This window comes from Devosia sp. Z6_126 (genome assembly GCF_058133495.1).
This window is the reverse complement of sequence record NZ_JBYUNO010000002.1, coordinates 84,997-108,008: the sequence shown is the minus strand read 5'-3', so window position 1 is coordinate 108,008 and position 23,012 is coordinate 84,997. Positions and strand designations below refer to the sequence as shown.

Below are 23,012 nucleotides of genomic sequence, written 5' to 3'. Positions count from 1 at the left end.
GTGAACTCAGACGTCATCGATTTCGCGAGCCTGGCTCCCGCTTATCCTGAGATGCTGATGGCAGTCGGCGTAATTGTGCTGCTGCTTGTCGGTGTCATCCTCAACAAAGAACGTTCTTCACTGGTCAGCATGCTGGGCGTGGTATTGCTGGTGGCAACGGCAGCGCTCGTCGTGTTCCAGCCTGCTGAAGGCGTGCTGTTCAATGGCGTCTTCATCCAGGACGGTTTTGCCCGCTTCATGAAGGCACTGGTGCTGGTTGGTTCGGCATTCGCGCTGATGATGTCGTGGCCGCACGCTGACGAGAACGGCACGCACAAGTTCGAGTATTCCATTCTGATCCTGCTCGCGACTTTGGGCATGATGGTGATGGTGTCGGCCAACGACCTGATGAGCCTGTATATTGGCATCGAGCTGCAGTCGCTGGCGGTTTATGTGCTCGCCGCGATCAAGCGCGACGATAGCCGCGCCACCGAGGCGGGCATCAAGTACTTCGTGCTGGGTGCCCTCTCATCGGGCATGCTGCTCTACGGCGCCTCGCTGATCTATGGCTTCACCGGCCAAACCAATCTGCAGGGTATTGTTGCCGCGATCGCCAACGAAGGTCGCTCGATCGGGCTGATCTTCGGCCTGGTGTTCCTGCTCGCGGGCGTCGCGTTCAAGATGTCTGCCGTGCCGTTCCATATGTGGACGCCAGACGTTTATGAAGGTGCGCCGACCCCGGTTACCGCCTTCATGGCCGGTGCGCCCAAGGTCGCCGCCATGGCGCTGATGGTTCGCTTGGTGATGGACAGCTTTGAGCCCATCACCCGCGACTGGCAGCAGATCGTGATCTTCTTGTCGATTGCCTCCATGGTGCTGGCATCCTTTGCCGCCATTGGCCAGAAGTCGCTGAAGCGCCTGATGGCCTATTCATCCATTGGCCATGTCGGCTTTGCGCTTGTGGGGCTTTCCTCCGGCACGCAGGTTGGGGTGGAAGGCGTCGCGATCTACATGGCTATCTATTTGGCCATGACTGTAGGCCTGTTCGCTTGCCTGTTGTCGCTGCGCACCGAAGCCGGTTACGTCGAAAACATCGATGACCTTGCCGGTGCGGCACAGTCTCGGCCCTTTGTGGCGGCCATTTTTGCGATCCTGATGTTCTCGCTGATCGGCCTACCACCGTTGGCCGGGTTCTTCGCCAAGTGGTATGTGTTCCTTGCAGCCATCGAGGCGCAGCTCTTCGTGCTGGCCGTGATCGGCGTGCTGGCTTCAGCCGTGAGCGCCTATTATTACCTGCGCGTGATCAAGACCATGTATTTCGACGAACCGACGCGCCAGTTTGTAGTGGCGCCGCGTGAGCTGACCGTGATCATGGCGGCAAGCGGTTTCCTTGTCGTGACTTACTACTTCACGCTGGGCAATTCGCTTGCCTCTGCCGCTAATGCTGCGGCTGGAAGCTTGTTCTAGGTGACGTCGTTCGTTCTTGGTGGCTCCGCGCGGGCGGCAGGGTATCGCCTGCGCGGATTTGACTCGATCGGCTCAACCAATACTGAGGCGCTCGCCGCAGCGGGGGCGGGCGATCCCGGTGGGTTATGGTTCGCTGCCCGTCAGCAAACAGCAGGCAGGGGGCGCCGTGGACGACATTGGGAGTCCCCGGCCGGTAATCTGGCCGCCACGCTCTTGATCGTGCCCGAAGCCGACCCCACTTTGGCTGCAACACTCGGCTTCGTAGCCGGGGTGGCAATGAACCGCGCACTTGCTCAATTGCTGCCGGCCGGCAGATTGCGGATCGGCCTCGATGGTGCCGATGGCACTGCAAGTGGTGCGCCCGCGCGGATAGCACTGAAATGGCCCAATGACGTGCTGGCCGATGGTGCTAAGCTCGCCGGCATTTTGCTGGAGGGTCGTAAGGCGCCTGACGGGCGGCAGGCGGTCGTGATCGGCTTCGGCGTCAATGTGGTTGCCGCGCCGACCGGGCTGCCTTATCCCGCCACGAGCCTCCTGGAACTTGGCGCGCCCGAGTCGGCTGAGCGGGTCTTTGCGGCCTTGAGCGATTCATGGGTTGAAGCGTTCAGGCTGTGGGATGATGGCCGCGGCGTTGAAGCAATCCTTGAGGAGTGGCGTTCCGCCGCTGCCGGGATTGGGGCTCCGGTGGCAATAAATCAGAACGGAGAGGTCCTGCGGGGCGTTTTCGAAACCATCGATGGCAGCGGACGCCTGATTGTGCGCGCGCCTGACGATCGTCGCATCGCCATCACGGCTGGCGACGTACATTTTGGGGCAACGGCCAGCGCCCAGAGCTGACCGCAAATATATGCGTTGACGACCGGTGGCCAAAGTTCGCCGCGCGCCGCGCCAAGAAAGGACTGAATAACCCATGGCTCAAAACCAAAGGGACGAACTCGTTTTTGTGCCGCTCGGCGGCGTCGGCGAAATCGGGATGAATATGGGCGCCTATGGCTTTGGCCCTGAGCGCTCACGCAAGTGGATCGTTGTTGATTGCGGCGTCAGCTTCGGCGGTCCCGATCTGCCCGGGATCGAGCTGATCATGGCCAATCCCGAATTTCTCGAAGAACGCGCTGATGACGTGCTTGGACTGATCCTGACGCACAGCCACGAAGATCACTACGGCGCTGTACTGGATCTGTGGCCGGGTTTTGAAAAGCCGGTTTACTGCACGCCCTTTACGGCCGCCATGCTGGCCGCCAAGCGGGCAGGGGATGGCATTGTCGAGAATGTCGATGTCACCATCATGCAGCCGGGCAAGCCGTTCAATGTCGGCCCGTTCACCATAGAGGCGATCAACGTCGCGCACTCGATCCCGGAAAGCAATGCGCTGCTGATCTCGACTCCCATCGGTCGCGTGCTGCACACGGGTGACTGGAAGCTCGACCCGACGCCGGTGATCAACAAGCCGACCGATTTCGCCCGCCTGCAGGCTATTGGCGAGGATACCTCGACGCCGCTTGCTTTGGTCTGCGATTCGACCAACGCAATGAAGGAGGGCGAAAGCCCGAGCGAAGCCGAGGTCGCGATCAACCTCGAAGCGCTGATCGCCAATGCACCAAATCGCGTCGCGGTCACGACTTTTGCGTCCAATGTCGGCCGGGTTGTTTCAATCGTACGCGCCGCTGAAAAGGCGGGGCGTCAGGTCGTGCTGTCGGGTCGTTCGCTGCACCGGATCATGGGCATTGCCCGCGAGCTGGGCATGCTCGAAGGTCTGCCGCCCTTGCTGGACCAGGATGCTTATCGTGGCCTACCGCGCGACAAGGTCGTTTTGATCTGCACCGGCTCGCAGGGCGAAGCGCGCGCGGCCATTGCTCGCATTGCCCGGGGCGAGCACCCGGTCATTGAGCTTAATGCGGGCGATCGCATGATCTTCTCGTCCTGGGCCATTCCCGGCAACGAGCGCGAAGTGATCGATATCCAGAACCTCCTCATCGACAAGGGCGTGGAGCTGATCACGCAGAACAATGGCCTGGTCCATGTGACGGGCCATCCTCGCCGTGGCGAGCTGCAAAAGCTATATTCCTGGGTCAAGCCCGAGGTGCTGGTGCCAGTGCATGGCGAGGCGGCGCATCTGCAGGCGCATGCCAAGCTTGGTCGGGAGTCAGGTATTCCCAATGTGATCGATGCTCGCAATGGCGACATGGTGCGCTTGTTCCCCGAGCCGCTGGCCTTTCCGGCCGAAGTGCGCACCGGCGAGCTTTATCTCGACGGTCTGGTGCTGTGCACGCCTGAGGAATCCGGCGTCAAGGGTCGGCGCCGCCTGTCCTTCGGCGGCCATGTGGTGGTCAGCCTCTGCGTCAGCAGCAATGGCCAGATCGTTTCGGGTCCTGACCTGGTTGTTGAAGGTTTGCCTGAGACCGAGGACGAATCCCTGACCGATCTGGTCGAGGACACGATTGCCGGCGTGTTGAAAAGCATGCCCCCCAAGCGGCGCAGCGATGCCGAAGTGCTCAACTCGGCGATATTCAAGGCGATCCGCAACGAGGTGAACCTTTATTGGGGCCGCAAGCCCAATGTGTCGGTGTTCGTGCACCGGGTATGATCGTCCGAACTGAAGCTTGAGGGCGGCATTCTGCCCCCTCGACTTTAGTACCGGCCGCGCGCATGTCTCGTTGGCAAATAGGAAAGAAGCATTGCCATGCCGATCGGCTCGATCCTCGCTGTCTTCTTTGTCGTCTGGTGGCTCTGCTTTGTCGCAGTGCTGCCCATCGGCACCCAAAGCCAGCATGAGATTGGCAATGTGACGCCTGGCACCGAGCCAGGTGCGCCGGCAGTGCCGCGCTTGTTGCGCAAGGTCATTGTGGCGACTCTCCTTGCTGCAGTTGTGACGCCCTTGCTGCTCTGGGGTGTCAACAACGGTATCTTGCACGACTACTGGAATCGCTGAGTGCGCCGGTTCGGTCACGGGACATCAATACTGAACGGTGATGAGATGAGCCGATGACCGGGAAGCAGTCGCTCTGCCCTAGTCTTGCGGGTAGCGCGACTAGGGTACTGAATCAAAAAAGCAGGGCACATGGCCCTGCTTGTTTGAGTTTGACGACATACGCTGGTCTTAGGCTCGCTCGAAAGCGGCTGCCAACGCTCCTCCCTGACGCTGCCGACGTCTAGCGGTGTGAACCGCCTTTGCTTTATTGACACGGAACCTAACAAGTTGTTGTAGGACTGTCACGCAGATTCTGCATGCCTTCTATGCTTGAATTGAATGGACGCGCGGCCCTTCAATAGGCATCAAGCAAGCCCTTGCCTCGCTTTAATGTTTTCGGAGTCGCTATGCGCCTGTCTCGCTATTTCCTGCCAGTGCTCCGTGACGTTCCCAAGGAAGCCGAGATCGTCTCGCATCGTTTGATGCTGCGCGCCGGCATGATCCGTCAGCAGGCTTCGGGCCTCTATAGCTGGCTGCCCTTTGGCTACAAGGCCCTGATGAAGGTGCAGCGCATCATCGAGGAAGAGCAGAACCGCTCCGGCGCCGTCGAGCTGCTCATGCCCACGATCCAGTCCGCCGATCTGTGGCGGGAATCCGGCCGCTATGATGCTTACGGCAAGGAAATGCTACGCATCCAGGACCGGCACGAGCGCGAATTCCTGTATGGTCCCACCAACGAGGAGATGATCACCGACATCTTTCGGGCCTATGTGAAATCCTACAAGGATCTGCCGCTCAACCTCTACCACATCCAGTGGAAGTTCCGCGACGAGGTGCGCCCGCGCTTCGGCACGATGCGCTCGCGCGAATTCCTGATGAAGGACGCTTATAGCTTCGATCTGACCAAGGAAGACGCCGTTCGCGCTTACCAGCGCATGTTCGTCGCCTATCTGCGCACCTATGCCCGTATGGGGCTCACCGCCATCCCGATGCGCGCCGATACCGGCCCGATTGGCGGCGATCTCAGCCATGAGTTCATCATCCTGGCCGAAACCGGCGAAAGCCAGGTGTTCTGCCACCGCGACCTGCTGGACAAGCCGATTCCGGCCAAGGACACCGACTTCCGCGGCGACCTCAACCCCATCGTCGACGACTGGACTTCGCTCTACGCTGCCACCGAGGAGATGGTGGACATGGGCGATTACGAGGCCCAGGTGCCCGAGGACAAACGCATTTCCGCGCGCGGCATCGAGGTCGGCCATATTTTCTACTTCGGCACCAAGTATTCCGAGCCAATGAAGGCGAGCGTCACCGGACCCGACGGCAAGGAAACCATCGTGCATATGGGTTCGTATGGCATTGGCCTGACCCGTCTGCTGCCCGCGATCATCGAAGCCAGCCATGACGATGCCGGCATCATCTGGCCCGTCAGCGTTGCCCCCTTCGAAGCGGTGCTGATCAACCTCAAGGCCGGCGATGCCGTCTGCGATGCGGCCTGCGACGCCCTTTATGGCGAGCTGCAGGCAGCGGGTCTCGACATGCTCTATGACGATCGCGATCAGCCAGCGGGCGGTAAGTTTGCTACCGCCGATCTGGTCGGCATTCCCTACCAGATCATCCTTGGGCCACGTGGGCTCAAATCGGGTGAGGCCGAGATCAAGCATCGCAAGACCGGCGAGCGCGAGACGCTGCCCATCGCCGCCGCCGTCGAGCGGCTCCGGTCGCTGATTGAACCGCAAAGAAAGACTGACATTTGACCGATCAGGTCCAGCCCGCCGCGAGCGCTGGCACGCGCCCGTTCTCCCGCTTCGAATGGATGATTGCCGGCCGCTATCTTCGCGCTCGCCGCAAGGAAGCATTCATCTCCGTGATTGCCAGCCTGACCATGGTTGGCGTCGCCATCGGCGTTGCGACCCTGATCGTCGTTATGTCGGTGATGAACGGCTTTCGCGAGGAACTGCTCACCAAGATCCTGGGGCTGAATGGCCACTTCACGGCTTTCCCGATCGAGCGTGAGTTCACTGACTACAAATCTGCCATCGCAGATCTTGAAGAGGTCGAAGGCGTGAACTTCGCGGTTTACTTCGTGGAAGGGCAGGTGCTGGCATCCGGGCGCGGCAATTCCACAGGGGTCAGCGTTCGCGGCATGGACCTGGAGAACATCCAGAAGCTGGACCTGTTGTATCAGGCCGCCGAGCAAGGCGGCTGGGATGGCTGGGATGAGGGCCGTGGTGTTGCCATTGGCTACCGCCTGGCCCAAACGCTTGGCTTGTCGTTGGGAGACCAGGTAACCATCATCAATCCGGATGGGGCGATGACGCCATTTGGCAGCACGCCCCAGATCCGCTCCTACCCGGTGAGCGTCATCTTTGATCTGGGCATGATCGAGTTCGACTCGCTGTTCATGTATATGCCGCTGGAGCCCGCGCAGGATTACTTCAAGCTCGTAGACGAGGTGCTCAAGCCCGGACAGCCCCCGCTCGGACCCATGGCCACTGATGAGGAAATCGATGCCGCCTATGAGCGTGTGCCGCGCGTAACGGCCGCCGAGATCTTCATCGATAATCCCGATGACGTCACGCTCATGCGCGAGCGGCTTTCTGATCCGGACCGTCGTCCATTGGTGTTGACCGACTGGCAGCAGCGCAACGAGACCTTTTTCTCGGCCCTTCAGGTCGAACGCGTGGTGATGTTCACCATCCTCTCGATGATCATCGTGGTTGCGGCCTTCAACATTATCTCGAGCCTGATCATGCTGGTGAAGGACAAGAGCGCCGATATCGCGGTGCTGCGCACCATGGGCGCGACGCGGGGCGCCATCATGCGGGTCTTTTCCATCACAGGCACGACGATCGGGGTGATCGGAACGGTGGTCGGAACCGTTCTGGGGCTTATCATTGCTGCCAATGCCGAGCCGCTGCGAGCGTTTATTTCCAATACGCTCGGAGTGGCGATTTTCCCACCTGAGGTGTTCTTTCTGTCGTCCTTGCCGTCCAAGACCGATCCGCTGGAAGTCACCATCGTGGTAAGCCTTGCGCTCGCGCTGAGCTTCTTGGCCACCCTTTATCCCGCTTGGCGGGCAGCCCAATACGATCCGGTAGAGGCGCTTCGCTATGAGTAGACCGCACCTCGTCCTGACCGATGTTCACCGCCATTATGGCCAGGGCGACGCGACTGTTCGCGTGCTCGAAGCCGCCAATCTGACGGTGGAGAGCGGCGAGCTGGTTGCCCTCGTCGCGCCCTCGGGTGCGGGTAAATCCACATTGCTGCACTTGTCCGGGCTGCTGGAGTCGCCGCAAAGCGGCGAGGTGGAGATCACGGGCATCCGCACCAGCAAGCTTGGTGATCGTGGCCGCACGCAATTGCGGCGATCGACAGTTGGCTATGTCTACCAGTTCCATCATCTGCTGCCCGAGTTTACGGCGCTGGAGAATGTCTCCATGCCCCAGCTGATCGCGGGCAAGACGAGCGCGGAGGCACAAGCCCGCTCGATGGAACTGCTCGACTTGCTTGGCGTAAAGCCACGGGCGACCCATCGGCCGGCCGAACTCTCGGGCGGCGAACAGCAGCGCATCGCGATTGCCCGAGCCGCAGCCAACCACCCCAAGGTCATCCTTGCCGATGAGCCGACGGGCAATCTCGATCCGGACACCAGCGATCTGGTGTTCGAAGCGTTGCGCTCCCTCATCCGCAACGAAGGCGCCGCGGCCTTGATCGCCACCCACAATCATGACCTTGCTCGCAGGGCCGACCGCATTGTTACCCTGCGTGGCGGTCTGGTCGTCGAACACACGCTTTAGCCTCGCCGCTGACGCTTGATGCTCCTTCTCCTCGGCCAGGCCGGGGAGGGGGCGTTTGCCTTCTGAACCTCTGCCATTTGGCCGCCAGCCTGAATGGTCACGCGCAGCTTCTTCTCCCCGCCTTTACAACCGGCGGGGACGTCGCTCGCCCGTTCATCCCTTAACGATCAGCTAACCAAACAGCGGCAATCCACGCTGTTCACGGAGTTCAATCTCGACAAGAACAAAACGAGAACATACAAGGAGAGCATTCAACGGAGACACCGACATGATCACCTTCATCAAGGATTTGGCCGCGTTCGTCACCCTCGGCGCCTTCACCATTGGCTCGCTCACCTGGATGGATATCGTCAGCCGACTCGTGTGAGGCTTGTTGTGGGCAACGGCACCGCAATGGGTTCCGCCGCTGCCCGCAGGCTGTCACAAAGACGGCCTAGGAGACGAGCATGAGCGGCCCCGGTTTCATTCACCTTCACGTCCATTCTGCCTTTTCGCTGCTGGAAGGCGCGCTGCAGCTTGAGACCATTCTCAAGCTGGCCAAGGAGGACCACCAGCCCGCATTGGGGATTGCTGATACCAGCAATCTGTTCGGTGCCCTGGAATTCTCCGAGAAGGCCAGCAAGAAGGGCATTCAGCCCCTGATCGGGGTGGAGCTCCCATTCGATTTCGCAGCGGCCGAAGAGCGCGTGAGCGAACGCGGCCATGTGGCTTGGGCCGGCAAATCCAGCGTTGTGCTGATGGCCACCAGCGAAACGGGCTATGCCAATCTGTCGCGACTGGTGTCGCGTGCCTACCTGGAAGGGGAGGGCGGCAATGCCAGCGCGCGCCTCGACTGGCTCAGCCGCGAAGGGCTCGAAGGGGTGATCTGCCTATCAGGCGGGCCCGAAGGAGCCATCGACATGCCCTTTGCCATGGGCCAGGATAACAATGCGCTCGCTCGGCTAGATCGGCTTTCCAACCTATTTGGTGACCGCTTCTATATCGAGCTGCAGCGCCATGGCAGGGCGGTGGAGGCGTCGGTCGAGCCGCGACTGATCGATTATGCCTACCGTCATGGCATACCACTGGTTGCAACCAACGAGCCTTTCTTCAAATCGGCCAAGGAGTATGAGGCCCATGATGCGCTGCTGGCGATTGCCGGCGGCACGGTGCTGGCGCAAACCGAGCGCCGCAAGCTCAACGACCAATTTTATTTCAAGACCCGCGCCGAAATGGCGGAGCTGTTTGCCGATCTGCCCGAAGCACTCGATTCGACCGTCGAGATCGCTCGCCGTGTCGCCTATCGGCCGCGCACGCGTGGGCCCATCCTGCCAAAATTTGCCGCCGGTTCGCACGCCACCGAAGACGAAGTTGTGGCAGCGGAAGCGGCGGAGTTGCGCCGCATCGCCGTTGAGGGGCTGGACAAGCGCATTGCGACTACCGGCATTGCCCCTGGCAAGAGCGAAACCGAATATCGCGAGCGGCTCGATTTCGAGCTCAGCATCATCGAGAAGATGAAGTTCCCCGGCTACTTCCTGATCGTGGCCGATTTTATCCAGTGGTCGAAAGCCCACGACATCCCCGTCGGCCCAGGCCGCGGCTCGGGCGCCGGTTCCTTGGTTGCCTATGCCACCACCATCACCGATCTCGATCCGCTTCGCTACAATCTGCTGTTTGAACGCTTCCTCAATCCGGAACGCGTTTCCATGCCCGACTTCGATATCGATTTCTGCCAGGATCGGCGCGAAGAGGTCATCGACTACGTGCAGCGCAAGTATGGCGCCAGCCAGGTCGCTCAGATCATTACCTTCGGTACGCTCCAGGCCCGCGCCGTGCTGCGCGATGTCGGTCGCGTGCTGCAGATGCCCTATGGCCAGGTGGACCGCATCTGCAAGCTCGTGCCAGCTAATCCGGCCGACCCGTGGTCCATCGAGCGCACCATGAATGAGGTGCCGCAGTTCAAGCAGATGGCTGAGGACGACGAGACGGTTGGCCAACTCGTCGAGATCGCCAAGTCGCTCGAGGGTCTGTTCCGCCATGCCTCGACCCACGCCGCCGGCATCGTAATCGGGGATCGGCCGCTGCAGGAACTGCTGCCGCTTTACCGCGATCCGCGCTCGGCGATGCCGGTGACGCAATACAACCTCAAATGGGTTGAACCGGCGGGTTTGGTGAAGTTCGACTTCCTGGGTCTCAAGACCCTGACCACGATCCGTTATGCCGTCGACATGGTCAAGAAGCGCGGGGTCGAACTCGACATCGACGCCATCCCGATCGACGACAAGGCGACCTATAAGCTTTATTCCCGCGGCGACACCTACGGCATCTTCCAGTTTGAATCGCCCGGCATGCGCCGCGCTTTGATGGACCTCAAGCCCGACCGCATTGAAGACCTGATCGCGATGAACGCGCTTTATCGACCGGGCCCGATGGACAACATCCCGAGCTTCATCGACCGCAAGCATGGGCGCGAGGAGGTGGAATATCCCCATCCCAAGCTGAGCGAAGTGCTCGACGAAACCTATGGCATCATCGTCTACCAGGAGCAGGTGATGCAGATCGCCCAGCTGCTGTCGGGTTATTCGCTGGGCGAAGCTGACATGCTGCGCCGGGCCATGGGCAAGAAGATCAAGGCGGAGATGGATAACCAGCGCATCCGCTTCCGCGAAGGCTCGGGGCCGCAGGGCGTGAGCGAAGCGCTCGCCGATCAGATCTTCGACCTGTTGGCCAAGTTCGCCAATTATGGCTTCAACAAGAGCCACGCCGCCGCTTACGCCTGGGTGTCCTACCAGACGGCTTACCTCAAGGAGCATTATCCGCACGAGTTCTATGCCGCCTCCATGACCCTCGACATGGCGCAGACCGACAAGCTGTCCGACTTCCGCCGCGAGGCGGGCAAGAAGCGCATAGAAGTCGTGGCACCTTGCGTGAACAAGTCGGAAGTGGTTTTCGCGGTGAAGGACGATCGCATCCATTATGGTCTGTCCGCCGTCAAGGGCGTCGGCCGGGCCATGGCCGAGCATATTGTGGAAGTTCGCGGCGACCAGCCCTTCAAGGACCTGGGCGACTTTGCCCGGCGGGTCGACCCGCGGGTGCTCAACAAGCGCACGCTGGAAACGCTGGTCAATGCCGGCGCCTTCGATGAATTGGTGCCGCGCCGCGAAGTTGCCTTCGCCGCCATGGATGCTGTCATCGGCACCGCCCAGGCGCTGGCGAGTGAGCGCAATGAAGGGCAGTGGAACATGTTCGATGCCGCGGGCCCCGAACCGTTCCGCCTGCCCACGGGGATCCCGGCGTGGAACTCCACCGAGCGCGCTGACCGTGAACTATCCGCGATCGGGTTTCACCTTTCGGCTCACCCGCTGGACGCCTATTCGGACCTGTTCGAAAAGCTTCGTGTGCAGCGCTGGAGCGATTTCGAGCGTGCAGTCAAGGATGGGGCGTCGGCGGGGCGCCTCGCGGGTACCATCGCGAGCCGTCAGGATCGCCGAACCCGCAAGGGCACGCCGATGATGATCCTGACCCTGTCGGACCAGACCGGCACCTTTGAGTGCATCGCTTTTTCCGAACAGATCAACGAGTTTGGCGGCGTGCTGCAGCCCGGCAAGTCCGTGATCCTGCAGGTCGGCGCTGACGAGCGAGCCGACGGCGTAAGCCTCAGGCTGTTGTCCGCCGAGGCGATCGAAGGGGTTGCGGAAAAGGTGGATCGGCGCCTCACCGTCTTTGCTGACGACGCGAGATGCCTCGGGCCAATCAGCGCCCAGCTCAAGCGGGGCGGGGAAGGGTCGGTCAACTTTGTTGTCGTCCGCGGTGGGGGCGAGCGCGAATACGAGATCGAACTGCCAGGGGGCTACCGCCTCAACGCCGAGATCGCCATTGGCATCAAGGCGCTGGAGGGGGTCGCGGATGTAAGGCTGCATTAGGCCCGAGCCATGGCGCCGCATGGGGACCACGGCACAGACTGGTGCTTGCCTTTGCGGCTATCCTCCCCTATATCCGCGCATGTGTCTGGCTGCGGCCAGCGCGATTTCACACACGAGGCTGGCTTTCCTCTGGAAGGCCATCCGGTGGCGGGGCAACCCGCCGCAAGATCTCGTGGCGGCATCAACCGGTAAACAAGGAGCAGCCATCATGGCTTTGCCCGATTTCTCCATGCGCCAATTGCTCGAAGCAGGCGTCCACTTCGGTCACCAGAAGCACCGCTGGAACCCCAAGATGGAGCGCTTCATCTTTGGTGTTCGCAACGACATCCACATTCTCGACCTGAGCCAGACTGTTCCGGCTCTCAGCCGCGCCCTGCAGCTGATCAGCGACACCGTTGCTGACGGCGGCCGTGTTCTGTTCGTGGGCACCAAGCGTCAGGCCGCCCCCCTGGTCGCCGATGCGGCCAAGCAGTCGGCGCAGTACTACGTCAACTCGCGTTGGCTCGGTGGTACCCTGACCAACTGGCAGACCATTTCGAACTCGATCTCGCGTCTGCGCGAACTTGAGGCGATGAGCGAAGACGAGCTTGCGCTGCGCACCAAGAAAGAGCGTCTGATGATGAGCCGCGAAAAGGAGCGCCTGGAGCGTGACCTTGGCGGCATCAAGGACATGGGCAATGTTCCCAGCCTGCTGTTTGTGATCGACACCAACAAGGAAGCGAACGCCATCAAGGAAGCTCGCCGCTTGGGCATCCCGGTGATCGCTATTGTTGACACCAACAGTGATCCCGACACCGTCGATTTCCCGATTCCGGGCAATGACGACGCCAGCCGTGCGCTGGAGCTTTATGTGTCGCTCGTGTCCAAGGCTGCGATCGACGGCATCGGCCGCTCTTCAAGCGCTCTGGGTGCGGATCTTGGCGCAGCCGACCAGGCTCCGGCCGAAGATCTCCCTGAAGAGACCGCTGCCGCCAACTGATCCAGCGCGCTGGATTTCATCTTGAACCAAAGAACGCGGCCTCCCAGTGAGGCCGCCAAAGGGTGAACCCTATGGAAATCACTGCAGGCATGGTCAAGCAGCTCCGCGAGGCGACTGGCGTGGGCATGATGGACTGTAAAAAGGCATTGGCCGAGACCAATGGCGACATGGAAGCCGCCATCGATTGGCTGCGTACGCGCGGCCTAGCCAAGGCTGCCAAGAAGGCTGATCGGGTCGCTGCTGAAGGTCTCGTCGGCGTTGCCACCAGCGGCAACAAGGCTGCTGTGGTCGAAGTCAATTCCGAGACCGACTTTGTGGCACGCAACGAGCAGTTCCAGAACATCGTTGGCAATATCGCCAAGCTCGCACTCGATGCAGACGGTGACGTGGTCAAGCTTGGCGAAATGCCGTTCCCCGGCTCGGGTCATTCGGTTTCGGCTGAACTGACCGAAGCGATCTCCAAGATCGGCGAGAACATGAATCTGCGCCGCACGGAAACCCTGGCGGTCTCCGATGGCGTGGTGGAAAGCTATGTGCACTCCGCCGTCAAGCCCGGCATGGGCAAGATCGGCATTCTGGTTGGCCTTGAGTCCACCGGTGACAAGGCTGCGTTGGCAACGCTGGGCAAGCAGCTCGCCATGCATATTGCCGCCACCAACCCGCTCTCGATCTCGCCCGACGACCTTGATCAGGATGTCGTGGCGCGCGAGCGCACGATTTTCGCCGAGCAGGCCCGCGAAAGCGGCAAGCCAGCCGAGATCATCGAGAAGATGGTCGAAGGCCGCGTACGCAAGTACTACGAGGAAGTCACGCTGCTGGCGCAGACCTTCGTGATCGACGGCGAAACCAAGGTTGGCGATGCGATCAAGAACGCGGAAAAGGCTGTCGGCGCGCCGATCAAGCTGACCAAGTTCATCCGCTACGCTTTGGGTGAAGGTATCGAGAAGGTCGAGTCCGACTTCGCTGCCGAAGTTGCCGCTACCGCTGGCATCAAGAACGAGCAGCCTGCTCAGTAATAACCGGGCGAAGGCGGGTCCCCGTCGGGGCCTGCCTCCGTTCTTTCGCGTATGCCGACACGCTCAAATCCGCATCACGCCCGCTTCCCCGCCGCTCACAGCTGTGCAATAGGGTAGCAGGCTGCTTCGGCTCCCTTGTTTTTTGCAGAAGGAATTGCCGATGACCGGCTACAAACGCATTTTGCTCAAGGTCTCGGGCGAAGTGTTAGCTGGCGATCAGTCCTTCGGCATCGAGCCTGAATTTCTCCATTCCGTGGCCAGCCAGATTGCCGATGCCGCCAAGGGCGGGACGGAGATCGCCATTGTCATTGGCGCCGGTAACATCTTCCGTGGCATGGCCGTGGCTGCCGATGGGACGGATCGCGTCACCGCTGACCTGATGGGCATGCTCGGCACGGTGATCAATTCCCTCGCGCTCTCCAATGCCATTTCCCGCCAGGGCGTGAAGTCAAAGGTGTTTTCGGCCCTCACCATGCCATCGGTCGCCGATAACTTCACCGCACGCGCCGCCAAGGCTGCTTTGGATGAGGGTTATGTGGTGGTCTGCGCCGGTGGCACCGGCAATCCGTTCTTTACCACGGACACCGCTGCTGCGCTCAAGGCGATCGAGCTTGATTGCGACGTGCTGCTCAAGGGTACCAAGGTTGATGGGGTTTATTCCGAGGACCCCAAGAAGAATCCCCTGGCCACGCGCTATGAAAGCGTGAGCTATGACGAAGTGATCAGCCGCAACCTCAAAGTCATGGACACCGCCGCCTTCGCGCTTGCGCGTGACAATGCATTGCCAATAATCGTTTATGCGCTGGACGACCAGGAAGGTCTGTCCGGCGTTCTAGCTGGCACGGCTCGCAGTACACGAGTCGGTAAAGCTAAATAGCCTATAAGGACGCACATCATGGCCACTTACTCCCTCAGTGATCTCAAGAACCGGATGCAGAAGTCCATCACGTCCCTGCGTGAGGAACTTGCCGGATTGCGCACGGGTCGCGCTAGCGCCAGTTTGTTGGAGCCGGTGTCGGTGGAAGCCTATGGCTCGCGGATGCCGCTGAACCAGGTTGCCACCGTGACCGTGCCCGAGCCCCGCATGCTGAGCGTCCAGGTCTGGGATCGCTCGATGGCTAACGCCGTCGAGAAGGCTATCCGGGACAGCGGCCTGGGCCTGAACCCCATCGGGGAAGGCCAGGTGATCCGCGTTCCGCTACCAGAGCTCAATGAAGAGCGTCGGCGCGAGCTGACCAAGGTTGCCCACAATTATGCCGAACAGGCCCGCGTGGCCGTGCGTCACATCCGTCGTGATGGCATGGACATTCTCAAGAAGGCCGAAAAGGACGGTGACATGAGCCAGGACGATGCTCGCACGCAATCCGACCTGGTGCAGAAGGCTACCGATGCCGCCGTGGCGGAGATCGATGCCGTCGTCGCGACCAAAGAACAGGAAATCATGCAGGTCTGACGGTCTTGCACTGCGCCGGGAGGGCGTAGATGTCCAGCGAACCCGCTATCACCGCCGAACTCGCGCCTCGAACGCGCCTGCGCATCCCTGTGCATCTCGGCGTCATCATGGATGGCAATGGCCGTTGGGCCAAGGCGCGTGGCAAGCTGCGCACCGAGGGGCATATCGAAGGCGTCAAGTCGCTGCGCAACCTGGTTGAGCTGTGCATCAACTATGGCGTGCCGCACCTGACGGTGTTCAGCTTTTCGTCCGAGAACTGGACCCGCCCCAAGGAAGAAGTCGCCTTTATCTTCAACCTGCTCCGGCGCTTCGTTGCCTCTGACTTGCAGCGCCTGATCCGCAACAATGTGCAGGTACGCATCATTGGCGACCGGGCAGGGCTGGAGCCATCGCTGGTTCGGCTGATTGACGATGCCGAAGCCAAGACGCGCGACAACACTGGCCTCGTCCTGATTGTGGCGTTCAACTATGGCGGCAAGGCAGAGATTGCCAATGCGACGCGCCGGATCGCCAGGGAAGTCGCCGCGGGACGCTTGTCGCCGGACGACATTACCGAGGAAACCATTGCCGGTGCACTTTACACCGCCGGCATTCCGGACCCTGACTTGATCATCCGCACTAGCGGCGAGCAGCGCATTTCCAACTTCCTGTTGTGGCAGGCCGCCTACTCGGAGTTCGTCTTTGTGGACGAATATTGGCCCGACTTTGGGGAAGAGAGTTTCCTGAAAGTTCTCCAAACTTTCTCGCTGCGCGATCGGCGTTTCGGTGGGATCGGATCTGCTGGGCCATGACTATGCCGGACGCCCCTTTGGGACAGCCTTCGCCGCCGCGCCGTCGGGTCTGGGCTGATCTGGGGCCCCGCATTGGGTCTGCCGTGGTGTTGATCGCCTTGACGGCATCTGCCCTTTACATGGGGGGCGCCTTCTTTGCCCTTGTTGTTAGCCTGGTGTTTGCCGGAGCTTATCGCGAATGGGAAACCATGGTTTCCCGGGCGCCGCTGACGCCTTTCGGCTGGATGCTCATTGCGGCTGTGGCATTGTCGGGTCTGGTTTATCCCTTTGCTGGAATTTCGGCCTCGATTGCTATCATTGCCCTTGCCTGCGTGCTTGCCTTGCTGGCCCGAGGTGAGGGCATGTGGTGGCGAGTTGCAGGGCTGGTGCTGTTTGGCGCCGTCATCATTGCCGCCCAGGCACTCAGGGGGACGAGTTTCTCTGGTGTCTGGGCTGGCCTTTACCTCGGCACCGTTGTGTGGATGACCGATTCCGCCGCCTTTTTCACCGGTCGCCAGATCGGTGGCGAGAAGCTTGCGCCCGATATTTCGCCGTCCAAGACCTGGTCGGGCGCTCTGGGCGGCCTGGCACTCGGCACAACAGCCGGGCTCGTGGTCTGGATTTTGGTCTCGGACTCACCATGGTGGATCGGCCTGCTGCTATCAGCCGCAATCAGCGTTCTTGGGCAATTGGGCGATCTGTGCGAAAGCGCCGTCAAGCGGCACTTCCGGGTAAAGGACAGCGGCGACATTATTCCCGGGCACGGGGGCTTGATGGATCGCCTGGACAGCCTGACATTGAGTGTGCTGCTGGTTGTTGCGATTGGCGCAATGCATGCGGGTTGGGGCGCGGTAGCCGAAGGGCTCCTCTACTGGTAGGTTGAACCAGACGCCGCCGCCGGAACAAGGTATTCAATGCTCGATTTTGTGGCCTGGCCGTTGTCCTATGTGATTCCGTTTTTGGTCGTTCTGACCGTGATCGTGTTCGTTCATGAGATGGGCCACTACCTGGTCGCGCGCTGGAATGGTGTGGCCGTGGATGCATTTTCCATCGGCTTTGGCCCGGAGCTGATCGGCTGGAACGACCGGGCAGGGACGCGCTGGCGGATCTCGGCCATTCCGTTGGGCGGCTATGTGAAGTTCACCGGCGACATGAATGTTGCAAGCGTTCCGGATCCGGAGGCCCTCGCACAGGTTGACCCGGCGCTGGCGCCTCATTTATTTCAGAACAAGAATGTTTGGCAACGCATTGCCGTGGTCGCTGCGGGGCCGATCGCCAATATACTGCTGAGCTTCCTGATCCTTTATGCCCTGCTGCTGGGCTATGGACGCTATACCATTCCGCCGGTGATCACCGAGGTGATTGCCGGGTCCGTCGCCGAGTCGGCAGGACTGCAGGCGGGCGATGTGATCACCGGCGTTGATGGCTATGCCGTGCGCGGTTTTGAGGATTTCCAACGCTTCGTCGCCACCAGCCCCGAGCGCCAGGTGACCCTCGAGATCGAACGCAACGGCGCTCCGCAAAGCCTTGTCCTCGTTCCCGAGGCCGTGGATGTGCAGGACCGCTTCGGCAACAACCAGCGCATCGGCCGCATCGGCGTCAGCCGTGATGTCGAGCAAACCGAGGTGACGCTTTACCGGCCCGGTCCGGTGGAAGCGATTGGGATGACCTTTGAGGAAATCCGCTTCATCATCCAGCGCACGGGCGCGTTCCTGGGGGACTTCTTTGTCGGGCGGGGCGATGTCGAGCAACTCGGCGGACCCGTAAAAGTCGCCAAGGTTTCGGGGGAGGTGGCCACACTCGGCATCATCCCTCTGATTAACCTTATGGCGCTACTGTCGCTAAACATCGGCGTCTTCAACCTGCTGCCGATTCCCATGCTCGATGGTGGACACCTGTTATATTACCTCGTTGAGGCAGTGCGGGGACGACCACTAAGCATTAAAGTTCAGGAAATAGGCTTCCGATTCGGCTTCGCATTGGTGGTGGCGTTAATGGTCTTCACGCTGTTTAACGATACGCTCTTCGCCTATTTGCGGACGCTGGGTTAATGCTTCTTAACCTTGGTTCTCAAGGTGTTGCACGAATACAAGGCATCCAAGCATTTGCTAACCGCGTCGCGGCTTTAGCCTTGTCCTTGGTTAAATAACCGGTAAAACGGTTCAATGGAGTGGGCTGGGGGGATTGCTGTGCATGGCGAGTCCCCGAGCCGGTCGCAGAAGGCAAATTAATATGACTCAATCGAAGCTTATGCGCGGCGTGGCGCTCGCAATCCTGAGTGCTGCAGCTCCTGTTATCGGGTCTGGTGTTCCGCTTATCGGCGCAGTCGCGGCGCAGGCTCAGGAGCAACTGGTCGGCTCGGTGTTGTTCGAAGGCAATCGTCGCTTCTCGGACGCTCAGTTGCTGGCCATGGTGGATGTGTCCGCCTCCGGCGTTTTCACCCAGCAGCGTCTTGCCTCCGACATTGAAAGCATCCGTCAGGCTTATGACGCCGACGGCTTCATGTCGGTCGGTGTGACAGCGCGGACCGAAACCATCGCCGATGGCCGGGTGCGGGTTACCTTCGTGATCAATGAAGGGGAGCGTGCTGGCATCGCCGCCATCAACTTCACTGGCAATAACGCATTCAGCACGGGCAACCTCAAGGGCGCCATCACGACCAAGGAAACGGGCTTCCTGAGCTGGTTGCTCAAGGATGACTCCTACGATGATCGCCGGATCGCCGTCGACCGTGAGTTGATCCGCCTGTACTACGCCAATCGCGGTTATCCCGATGCGCAGGTTACCTCGGTCGGCGAGTATGATGCTGCCCGCAATGCCTACTTCATCAACTTTACCGTCAATGAAGGTCAGCGCTACGAGTTCGCCAATGTTGGCATCGAGACCAGCATCGAGGGGCTCAATACGCAGGCTTTGACCAGCACTGTGCGTACGAACGAAGGTGGCCGCTACTCCATTACGGACCTGCAGCGCACCATCGAAGACATGGCTTATGAAGCCACGGCGCAGGGCTATTCCTTTGCTGATGTTCGCGCCCGTATGGATCGTGACGTCACCAATGGCCGGTTCAACGTTACCTACCTGGTTGATGAGGGTGCCCGCGTCTATGTCGAGCGCGTCAACATCACGGGCAACGAGAAGACGCGTGATTTCGTGATCCGTCGCGAGTTGGAGTTCGCTGAAGGCGACCCCTTCAACCGTGCACTGCTGGTTCGCGGTCGCAAGGAAATCCAGGATCTGGGTTACTTCTCAACTGTTGAAGTGACGACCCAGCCCGGCTCTTCCGCCGACAAGGTCATCGTCAATATCGCTGTGACCGAGAGCTCCACGGGTGAGTACGGTGCCACGGCCGGTTACTCCACCACCGAAGGTATCCTGGGCGAGGTCTCGCTGACCGAGCGTAACTTCCTTGGTCGTGGCCAGTATCTGCGTGCCGCTGTTGGTGCCTCGGAATCGGGCAAGACCTTCGACTTCTCCTTCACCGAGCCCCGTTTCATGGGTCTGCAGGTGTCGGCGGGCGTTGATGCCTATCACCGCATCGTCGATGAGACCGATCGGAACTTCTACGGCTTTACCTCTACCGGCGGCCAGGTGCGTTTCGGCGCCCCGATCCTTGGCAACCTCTCGGGTACAGTGTTTACCGGTATCGAACAGAAGGTCGTCGTGGACGAAGATCCCGACAACTCGGCGCTGTTCGATGATGGTGAGGAATTCTACAAGGCCTTTATCGGCTACACCCTCACCTGGAACGGTGTTGATAGCGTCAAGAAGCCGACCGAGGGCCTTTATGCGACCTTCACCCAGCAATATATCGGCTGGGACTACAACCTGGTGAAGACCGAGGCTCGTGGGCGCTACTTTGTGCCGCTGCTCGATGACAGCGGGATCGTGGCCAGCGTCAAGGGCCAGGCCGGTATCGTCCACGCTCTGGGCGATGGCGAAGTCAGCCCGCTTGAGGCGTTCATGCCCGGTTCGCAGCTGATCCGTGGGTTCGAGGGTCGTGGCCTTGGGCCGCGCCTGGAAAGCGGCGAATATCTCGGTGCGACCATGTATGCCGGTCTTTCTGCCGAAGTTCAGTTCCCGATCCCGGTTCTGCCGGAGAGCTATGGTGTGAGCGGCGCCGTCTGGGCTGACGCTGCATGGGTGGATGGTATTCCCGATGCGCAGGGCAACCCTGTGGACCCTGGCAGCGAGAACGAGCCGCTACGGACCTCCATCGGTGCGTCGCTCATCTGGGACTCGCCGTTTGGTCCGCTGCGTGGCGATTTCTCCCACGTGCTCAGCAAGTCGGAAGCCGATCGCACCCAGGTGTTCCAGCTGACCCTGTCGACCTTGCTCTAGTCGCCCGGGCGTGAAACAGTTCTAAGAGCCGCGGGGCGGTAGCGCCGCGGCTCTTTGCTTTTTTAAGTGACACAATGGTCGACACCCGCTTTCACCGTTTTTCCGGTCCCGCCTCCATCGGCACCATTCTGTCCAGCCTTGGCCGGACCGACCTGCTTGCCGGTCTATCCGAAGACGCCGCCGGTCATATCGTAACCGGTGCAAGCGAGCTGGAGCTCGCCGGCCCCGGGGATGTTGCACTGGCGGCGCACAGCTCGTATCTGGAGCAGCTACGCGGCACTAGCGCCGGGGCGGTCATTGTTTCGGCTGAACTGCGTGACGCCGTACCGGAGGGGCTCATAGCGATAACGGCCCCCAAGCCGCACCACCTCTTTGCCGATTTCCTGGATTACCTCTATCCCGCAAGCACACGGGGCGTGATGGCCGCGGAACGGGCCGATCTGGGGGCGCCGGTGTTCGAGCTCGAGGTGTCGATTGGCTCCAATGTCGTAATCGGCTACGGGGTCGAGATCGGGCGGGGCACGACGATTGGTGCCAACACCGTTATCGGGGCCGGGGTGACGATCGGGCGCAATTGTGCCATCGCGGCCAACTGCACTATTGATTGCGCCCATATCGGCAATGAGGTGGTGCTGCATTCGGGCGTACGCATCGGCACCGAAGGTTTTGGCTGGCTTGACTTCGGCCAGACGAACCGCAAATTGCCACAACTCGGGCGCGTGCTGATCCAGGATCGCGTCGAGGTCGGCGCCAATTCCACCGTCGACCGTGGCGCGCTGGGCGACACCTGCCTAGGCGAGGGCACCAAGATCGATAATTTGGTGCAGATTGGCCATAACTGCCGGATCGGCCGCAACTGCTTGATCGCGGCAATGTCGGGCCTGTCCGGCTCGACCATTGTCGAGGATGGCGTGCTGATGGGCGGCGGGGTAGGCACTTCGGGTCACTTGACCATTGGCGCCGGCTCGGTCGTACATGGCCGCGCTGCGGTCACCAAGGACTGGCCCGCAGGCTCCAAGCTCGCCGGGGCACCGGCGCAGGACATTCGAGACTTTTGGCGCGAGATCGCCACCATGCGTAAATTGACCAAGGGGGACAGACGGCATGACTGAGGACGTGACTACTGCAACCGAGCTCGGGGCCATGAGCTTGGCTGAAATCCTCAAGAGCCTGCCGCATCGCTACCCCATGCTGATGATCGACCGGATCATCGACATCGACGGCGACGAAACGGCTGTCGGCATCAAGAACGTCACCTTCAACGAGCCCATCTTCCAGGGTCATTTTCCTGAGAACCCGATTTTCCCGGGCGTGCTCATCATCGAAGGCATGGCGCAGACCGCCGGCGCCATCGTGATCAAGCATGACTCCGGCACGGGCCGGAAGAACATCGTGCTGATGCTGGGCGTGGACAAGGCCAAGTTCCGCAAGCCGGCGATTCCAGGCGACAAGATCGAGTTTCACATCGCCAAGATCCAGCGCCGCCGCAATGTCGGCCGCTACGAGGCGCGGGCGATTGTCGATGGCACGGTCATCGCCGAAGCCGAGATTACTGCAATGATTGTCGAGGCCACTTCGTGACTCAAGCCTTTGTGCATCCCACCGCCATCGTCGCACCCGGCGCGCAACTGGGGCAGGGGGTCAAGATCGGTCCCTACTGCATTGTCGGCGAGTTCGTGGTGCTGCACGACAGTGTCGAGCTGATCTCGCATGTGTCGGTCGATGGCCACACCGAAATCGGGGCTGACACCCGCGTTTTTCCCTTCGCTTCCGTGGGGCACGTGCCCCAGGACCTGAAATATCACGGTGAGGCATCGCGCCTCGTGATCGGGGAGCGCTGCACCATCCGTGAGGCGGTGACGCTCAATCCCGGCACCGAGAATGGCGGCATGCTGACCCAGATCGGCAATGACTGCCTGATCATGGCCAATGCCCATGTCGCCCATGACTGCATCATCGGCAACAATGTCATTATGGCCAACTATGTCGGTATCGCCGGGCACTGCCATGTCGGAGACAATGTGATCTTCGGTGGCATCTGCGTGGTGCATCAGTTCACTCGGATCGGCAACCATGCCTTTATCGGCGCCCAGTCGATGATCGATGGTGATGTGATCCCCTATGGCATGGCGGTCGGCAACCGCGCTTCGCTGGCGGGGCTCAACCTCGTGGGCCTGAAGCGCCGCAAGTTCGATCGGGAGGCGATCCACCGCTTGCGCGCGGCTTACCGCATGATCTTTTCCAACGAGGGTACGTTGCGCGAGCGCGTCGAGGACGCCGCCGAGTTGTTCAAGGACGACAAGCTGGTGCAGGACGTCGTGACCTTTATTGGCGCAGCCTCGGATCGGCCGATCCTGATGCCGCGGAACGGCCACTCGGCCGAGTGATGTGGCGTTC

Annotated in this window: 19 protein-coding genes; all 19 read left to right on the top strand. The window is 60.8% G+C overall.

Annotated features, from left to right (window positions below; all coding sequences use genetic code 11):
• Positions 1-1,446 (top strand): NADH-quinone oxidoreductase subunit NuoN, encoded by a 1,446-nt coding sequence (gene nuoN, locus AC3YOG_RS07305; protein ID WP_489934639.1) that lies wholly within the window; start codon positions 1-3, stop codon positions 1,444-1,446.
• Positions 1,447-2,283: a biotin--[acetyl-CoA-carboxylase] ligase gene (locus AC3YOG_RS07300; RefSeq protein WP_127753052.1), complete on the top strand. Its 837-nt coding sequence runs from the start codon at positions 1,447-1,449 to the stop codon at positions 2,281-2,283.
• A gap of 73 nt (positions 2,284-2,356) precedes the next feature.
• Positions 2,357-4,030, top strand: a complete 1,674-nt coding sequence (locus AC3YOG_RS07295) for a ribonuclease J (protein WP_127753053.1) — start codon at positions 2,357-2,359, stop codon at positions 4,028-4,030.
• A 96-nt stretch (positions 4,031-4,126) separates the two neighbouring features.
• Entirely contained in the window at positions 4,127-4,375 is a 249-nt protein-coding gene (locus AC3YOG_RS07290) for a DUF1467 family protein (RefSeq protein WP_172123310.1), read from the top strand.
• 386 nt (positions 4,376-4,761) lie between these two features.
• Positions 4,762-6,111, top strand: a complete 1,350-nt coding sequence (proS, locus tag AC3YOG_RS07285) for a proline--tRNA ligase (RefSeq protein WP_489934638.1) — start codon at positions 4,762-4,764, stop codon at positions 6,109-6,111.
• A gap of 59 nt (positions 6,112-6,170) precedes the next feature.
• A complete protein-coding gene (locus AC3YOG_RS07280) occupies positions 6,171-7,475 on the top strand; it encodes an ABC transporter permease (RefSeq protein WP_127755221.1) in 1,305 nt (434 codons plus the stop codon).
• Positions 7,468-8,154 carry an ABC transporter ATP-binding protein gene (locus tag AC3YOG_RS07275; protein ID WP_172123312.1) on the top strand — a complete coding sequence of 229 codons (687 nt, stop codon included), beginning with the start codon at positions 7,468-7,470 and terminating at the stop codon, positions 8,152-8,154. Before AC3YOG_RS07280 ends, AC3YOG_RS07275 begins: the two co-directional genes overlap by 8 nt.
• Positions 8,155-8,600: 446 nt before the next feature.
• A complete protein-coding gene (gene dnaE / locus AC3YOG_RS07270) occupies positions 8,601-12,056 on the top strand; it encodes a DNA polymerase III subunit alpha (RefSeq protein WP_489934637.1) in 3,456 nt (1,151 codons plus the stop codon).
• A gap of 208 nt (positions 12,057-12,264) precedes the next feature.
• Positions 12,265-13,035: a 30S ribosomal protein S2 gene (gene rpsB / locus AC3YOG_RS07265; RefSeq protein ID WP_127753058.1), complete on the top strand. Its 771-nt coding sequence runs from the start codon at positions 12,265-12,267 to the stop codon at positions 13,033-13,035.
• 71 nt (positions 13,036-13,106) lie between these two features.
• Entirely contained in the window at positions 13,107-14,051 is a 945-nt protein-coding gene (gene tsf, locus AC3YOG_RS07260; protein ID WP_127753059.1) for a translation elongation factor Ts, read from the top strand.
• Positions 14,052-14,211: 160 nt separating this feature from the next.
• Positions 14,212-14,928, top strand: a complete 717-nt coding sequence (gene pyrH / locus AC3YOG_RS07255; protein ID WP_127753060.1) for a UMP kinase — start codon at positions 14,212-14,214, stop codon at positions 14,926-14,928.
• Positions 14,929-14,946: 18 nt separating this feature from the next.
• On the top strand, positions 14,947-15,504 hold the full coding sequence (frr, locus tag AC3YOG_RS07250) for a ribosome recycling factor (protein ID WP_127753061.1): 558 nt from the start codon (positions 14,947-14,949) through the stop codon (positions 15,502-15,504).
• Positions 15,505-15,533: 29 nt separating this feature from the next.
• A complete protein-coding gene (gene uppS, locus AC3YOG_RS07245; RefSeq protein ID WP_127753062.1) occupies positions 15,534-16,295 on the top strand; it encodes an undecaprenyl pyrophosphate synthase in 762 nt (253 codons plus the stop codon).
• A complete protein-coding gene (locus tag AC3YOG_RS07240) occupies positions 16,292-17,152 on the top strand; it encodes a phosphatidate cytidylyltransferase (protein ID WP_489934636.1) in 861 nt (286 codons plus the stop codon). The genes uppS and AC3YOG_RS07240 overlap by 4 nt, the downstream gene beginning before the upstream one ends.
• Before the next feature lie 36 nt (positions 17,153-17,188).
• Positions 17,189-18,325 (top strand): RIP metalloprotease RseP, encoded by a 1,137-nt coding sequence (rseP, locus tag AC3YOG_RS07235; protein WP_489934635.1) that lies wholly within the window; start codon positions 17,189-17,191, stop codon positions 18,323-18,325.
• Between the two features lie 181 nt (positions 18,326-18,506).
• Positions 18,507-20,615 (top strand): outer membrane protein assembly factor BamA, encoded by a 2,109-nt coding sequence (gene bamA, locus AC3YOG_RS07230; protein ID WP_172123315.1) that lies wholly within the window; start codon positions 18,507-18,509, stop codon positions 20,613-20,615.
• Between the two features lie 74 nt (positions 20,616-20,689).
• Positions 20,690-21,727, top strand: coding sequence for a UDP-3-O-(3-hydroxymyristoyl)glucosamine N-acyltransferase (gene lpxD / locus AC3YOG_RS07225; RefSeq protein WP_172123316.1), 1,038 nt, complete (start codon positions 20,690-20,692; stop codon positions 21,725-21,727).
• Entirely contained in the window at positions 21,720-22,196 is a 477-nt protein-coding gene (fabZ, locus tag AC3YOG_RS07220) for a 3-hydroxyacyl-ACP dehydratase FabZ (RefSeq protein WP_172123317.1), read from the top strand. The genes lpxD and fabZ overlap by 8 nt, the downstream gene beginning before the upstream one ends.
• Entirely contained in the window at positions 22,193-23,002 is an 810-nt protein-coding gene (lpxA, locus tag AC3YOG_RS07215; protein ID WP_489934634.1) for an acyl-ACP--UDP-N-acetylglucosamine O-acyltransferase, read from the top strand. The genes fabZ and lpxA overlap by 4 nt, the downstream gene beginning before the upstream one ends.
• Positions 23,003-23,012 lie beyond the last annotated feature (10 nt).

What these genes read in the sequence shown, in the direction of transcription:
- AC3YOG_RS07295 (WP_127753053.1), top strand. Translation starts at nt 2,357, where the DNA reads ATGGCTCAAAACCAAAGGGACGAACTCGTTTTTGTGCCGCTCGGCGGC.
- AC3YOG_RS07290 (WP_172123310.1), top strand. Translation starts at nt 4,127, where the DNA reads ATGCCGATCGGCTCGATCCTCGCTGTCTTCTTTGTCGTCTGGTGGCTC.
- proS (WP_489934638.1), top strand. Translation starts at nt 4,762, where the DNA reads ATGCGCCTGTCTCGCTATTTCCTGCCAGTGCTCCGTGACGTTCCCAAG.
- AC3YOG_RS07280 (WP_127755221.1), top strand. Translation starts at nt 6,171, where the DNA reads ATGATTGCCGGCCGCTATCTTCGCGCTCGCCGCAAGGAAGCATTCATC.
- AC3YOG_RS07275 (WP_172123312.1), top strand. Translation starts at nt 7,468, where the DNA reads ATGAGTAGACCGCACCTCGTCCTGACCGATGTTCACCGCCATTATGGC.
- dnaE (WP_489934637.1), top strand. Translation starts at nt 8,601, where the DNA reads ATGAGCGGCCCCGGTTTCATTCACCTTCACGTCCATTCTGCCTTTTCG.
- rpsB (WP_127753058.1), top strand. Translation starts at nt 12,265, where the DNA reads ATGGCTTTGCCCGATTTCTCCATGCGCCAATTGCTCGAAGCAGGCGTC.
- tsf (WP_127753059.1), top strand. Translation starts at nt 13,107, where the DNA reads ATGGAAATCACTGCAGGCATGGTCAAGCAGCTCCGCGAGGCGACTGGC.
- pyrH (WP_127753060.1), top strand. Translation starts at nt 14,212, where the DNA reads ATGACCGGCTACAAACGCATTTTGCTCAAGGTCTCGGGCGAAGTGTTA.
- frr (WP_127753061.1), top strand. Translation starts at nt 14,947, where the DNA reads ATGGCCACTTACTCCCTCAGTGATCTCAAGAACCGGATGCAGAAGTCC.
- uppS (WP_127753062.1), top strand. Translation starts at nt 15,534, where the DNA reads ATGTCCAGCGAACCCGCTATCACCGCCGAACTCGCGCCTCGAACGCGC.
- AC3YOG_RS07240 (WP_489934636.1), top strand. Translation starts at nt 16,292, where the DNA reads ATGACTATGCCGGACGCCCCTTTGGGACAGCCTTCGCCGCCGCGCCGT.
- rseP (WP_489934635.1), top strand. Translation starts at nt 17,189, where the DNA reads ATGCTCGATTTTGTGGCCTGGCCGTTGTCCTATGTGATTCCGTTTTTG.
- bamA (WP_172123315.1), top strand. Translation starts at nt 18,507, where the DNA reads ATGACTCAATCGAAGCTTATGCGCGGCGTGGCGCTCGCAATCCTGAGT.
- lpxD (WP_172123316.1), top strand. Translation starts at nt 20,690, where the DNA reads ATGGTCGACACCCGCTTTCACCGTTTTTCCGGTCCCGCCTCCATCGGC.
- fabZ (WP_172123317.1), top strand. Translation starts at nt 21,720, where the DNA reads ATGACTGAGGACGTGACTACTGCAACCGAGCTCGGGGCCATGAGCTTG.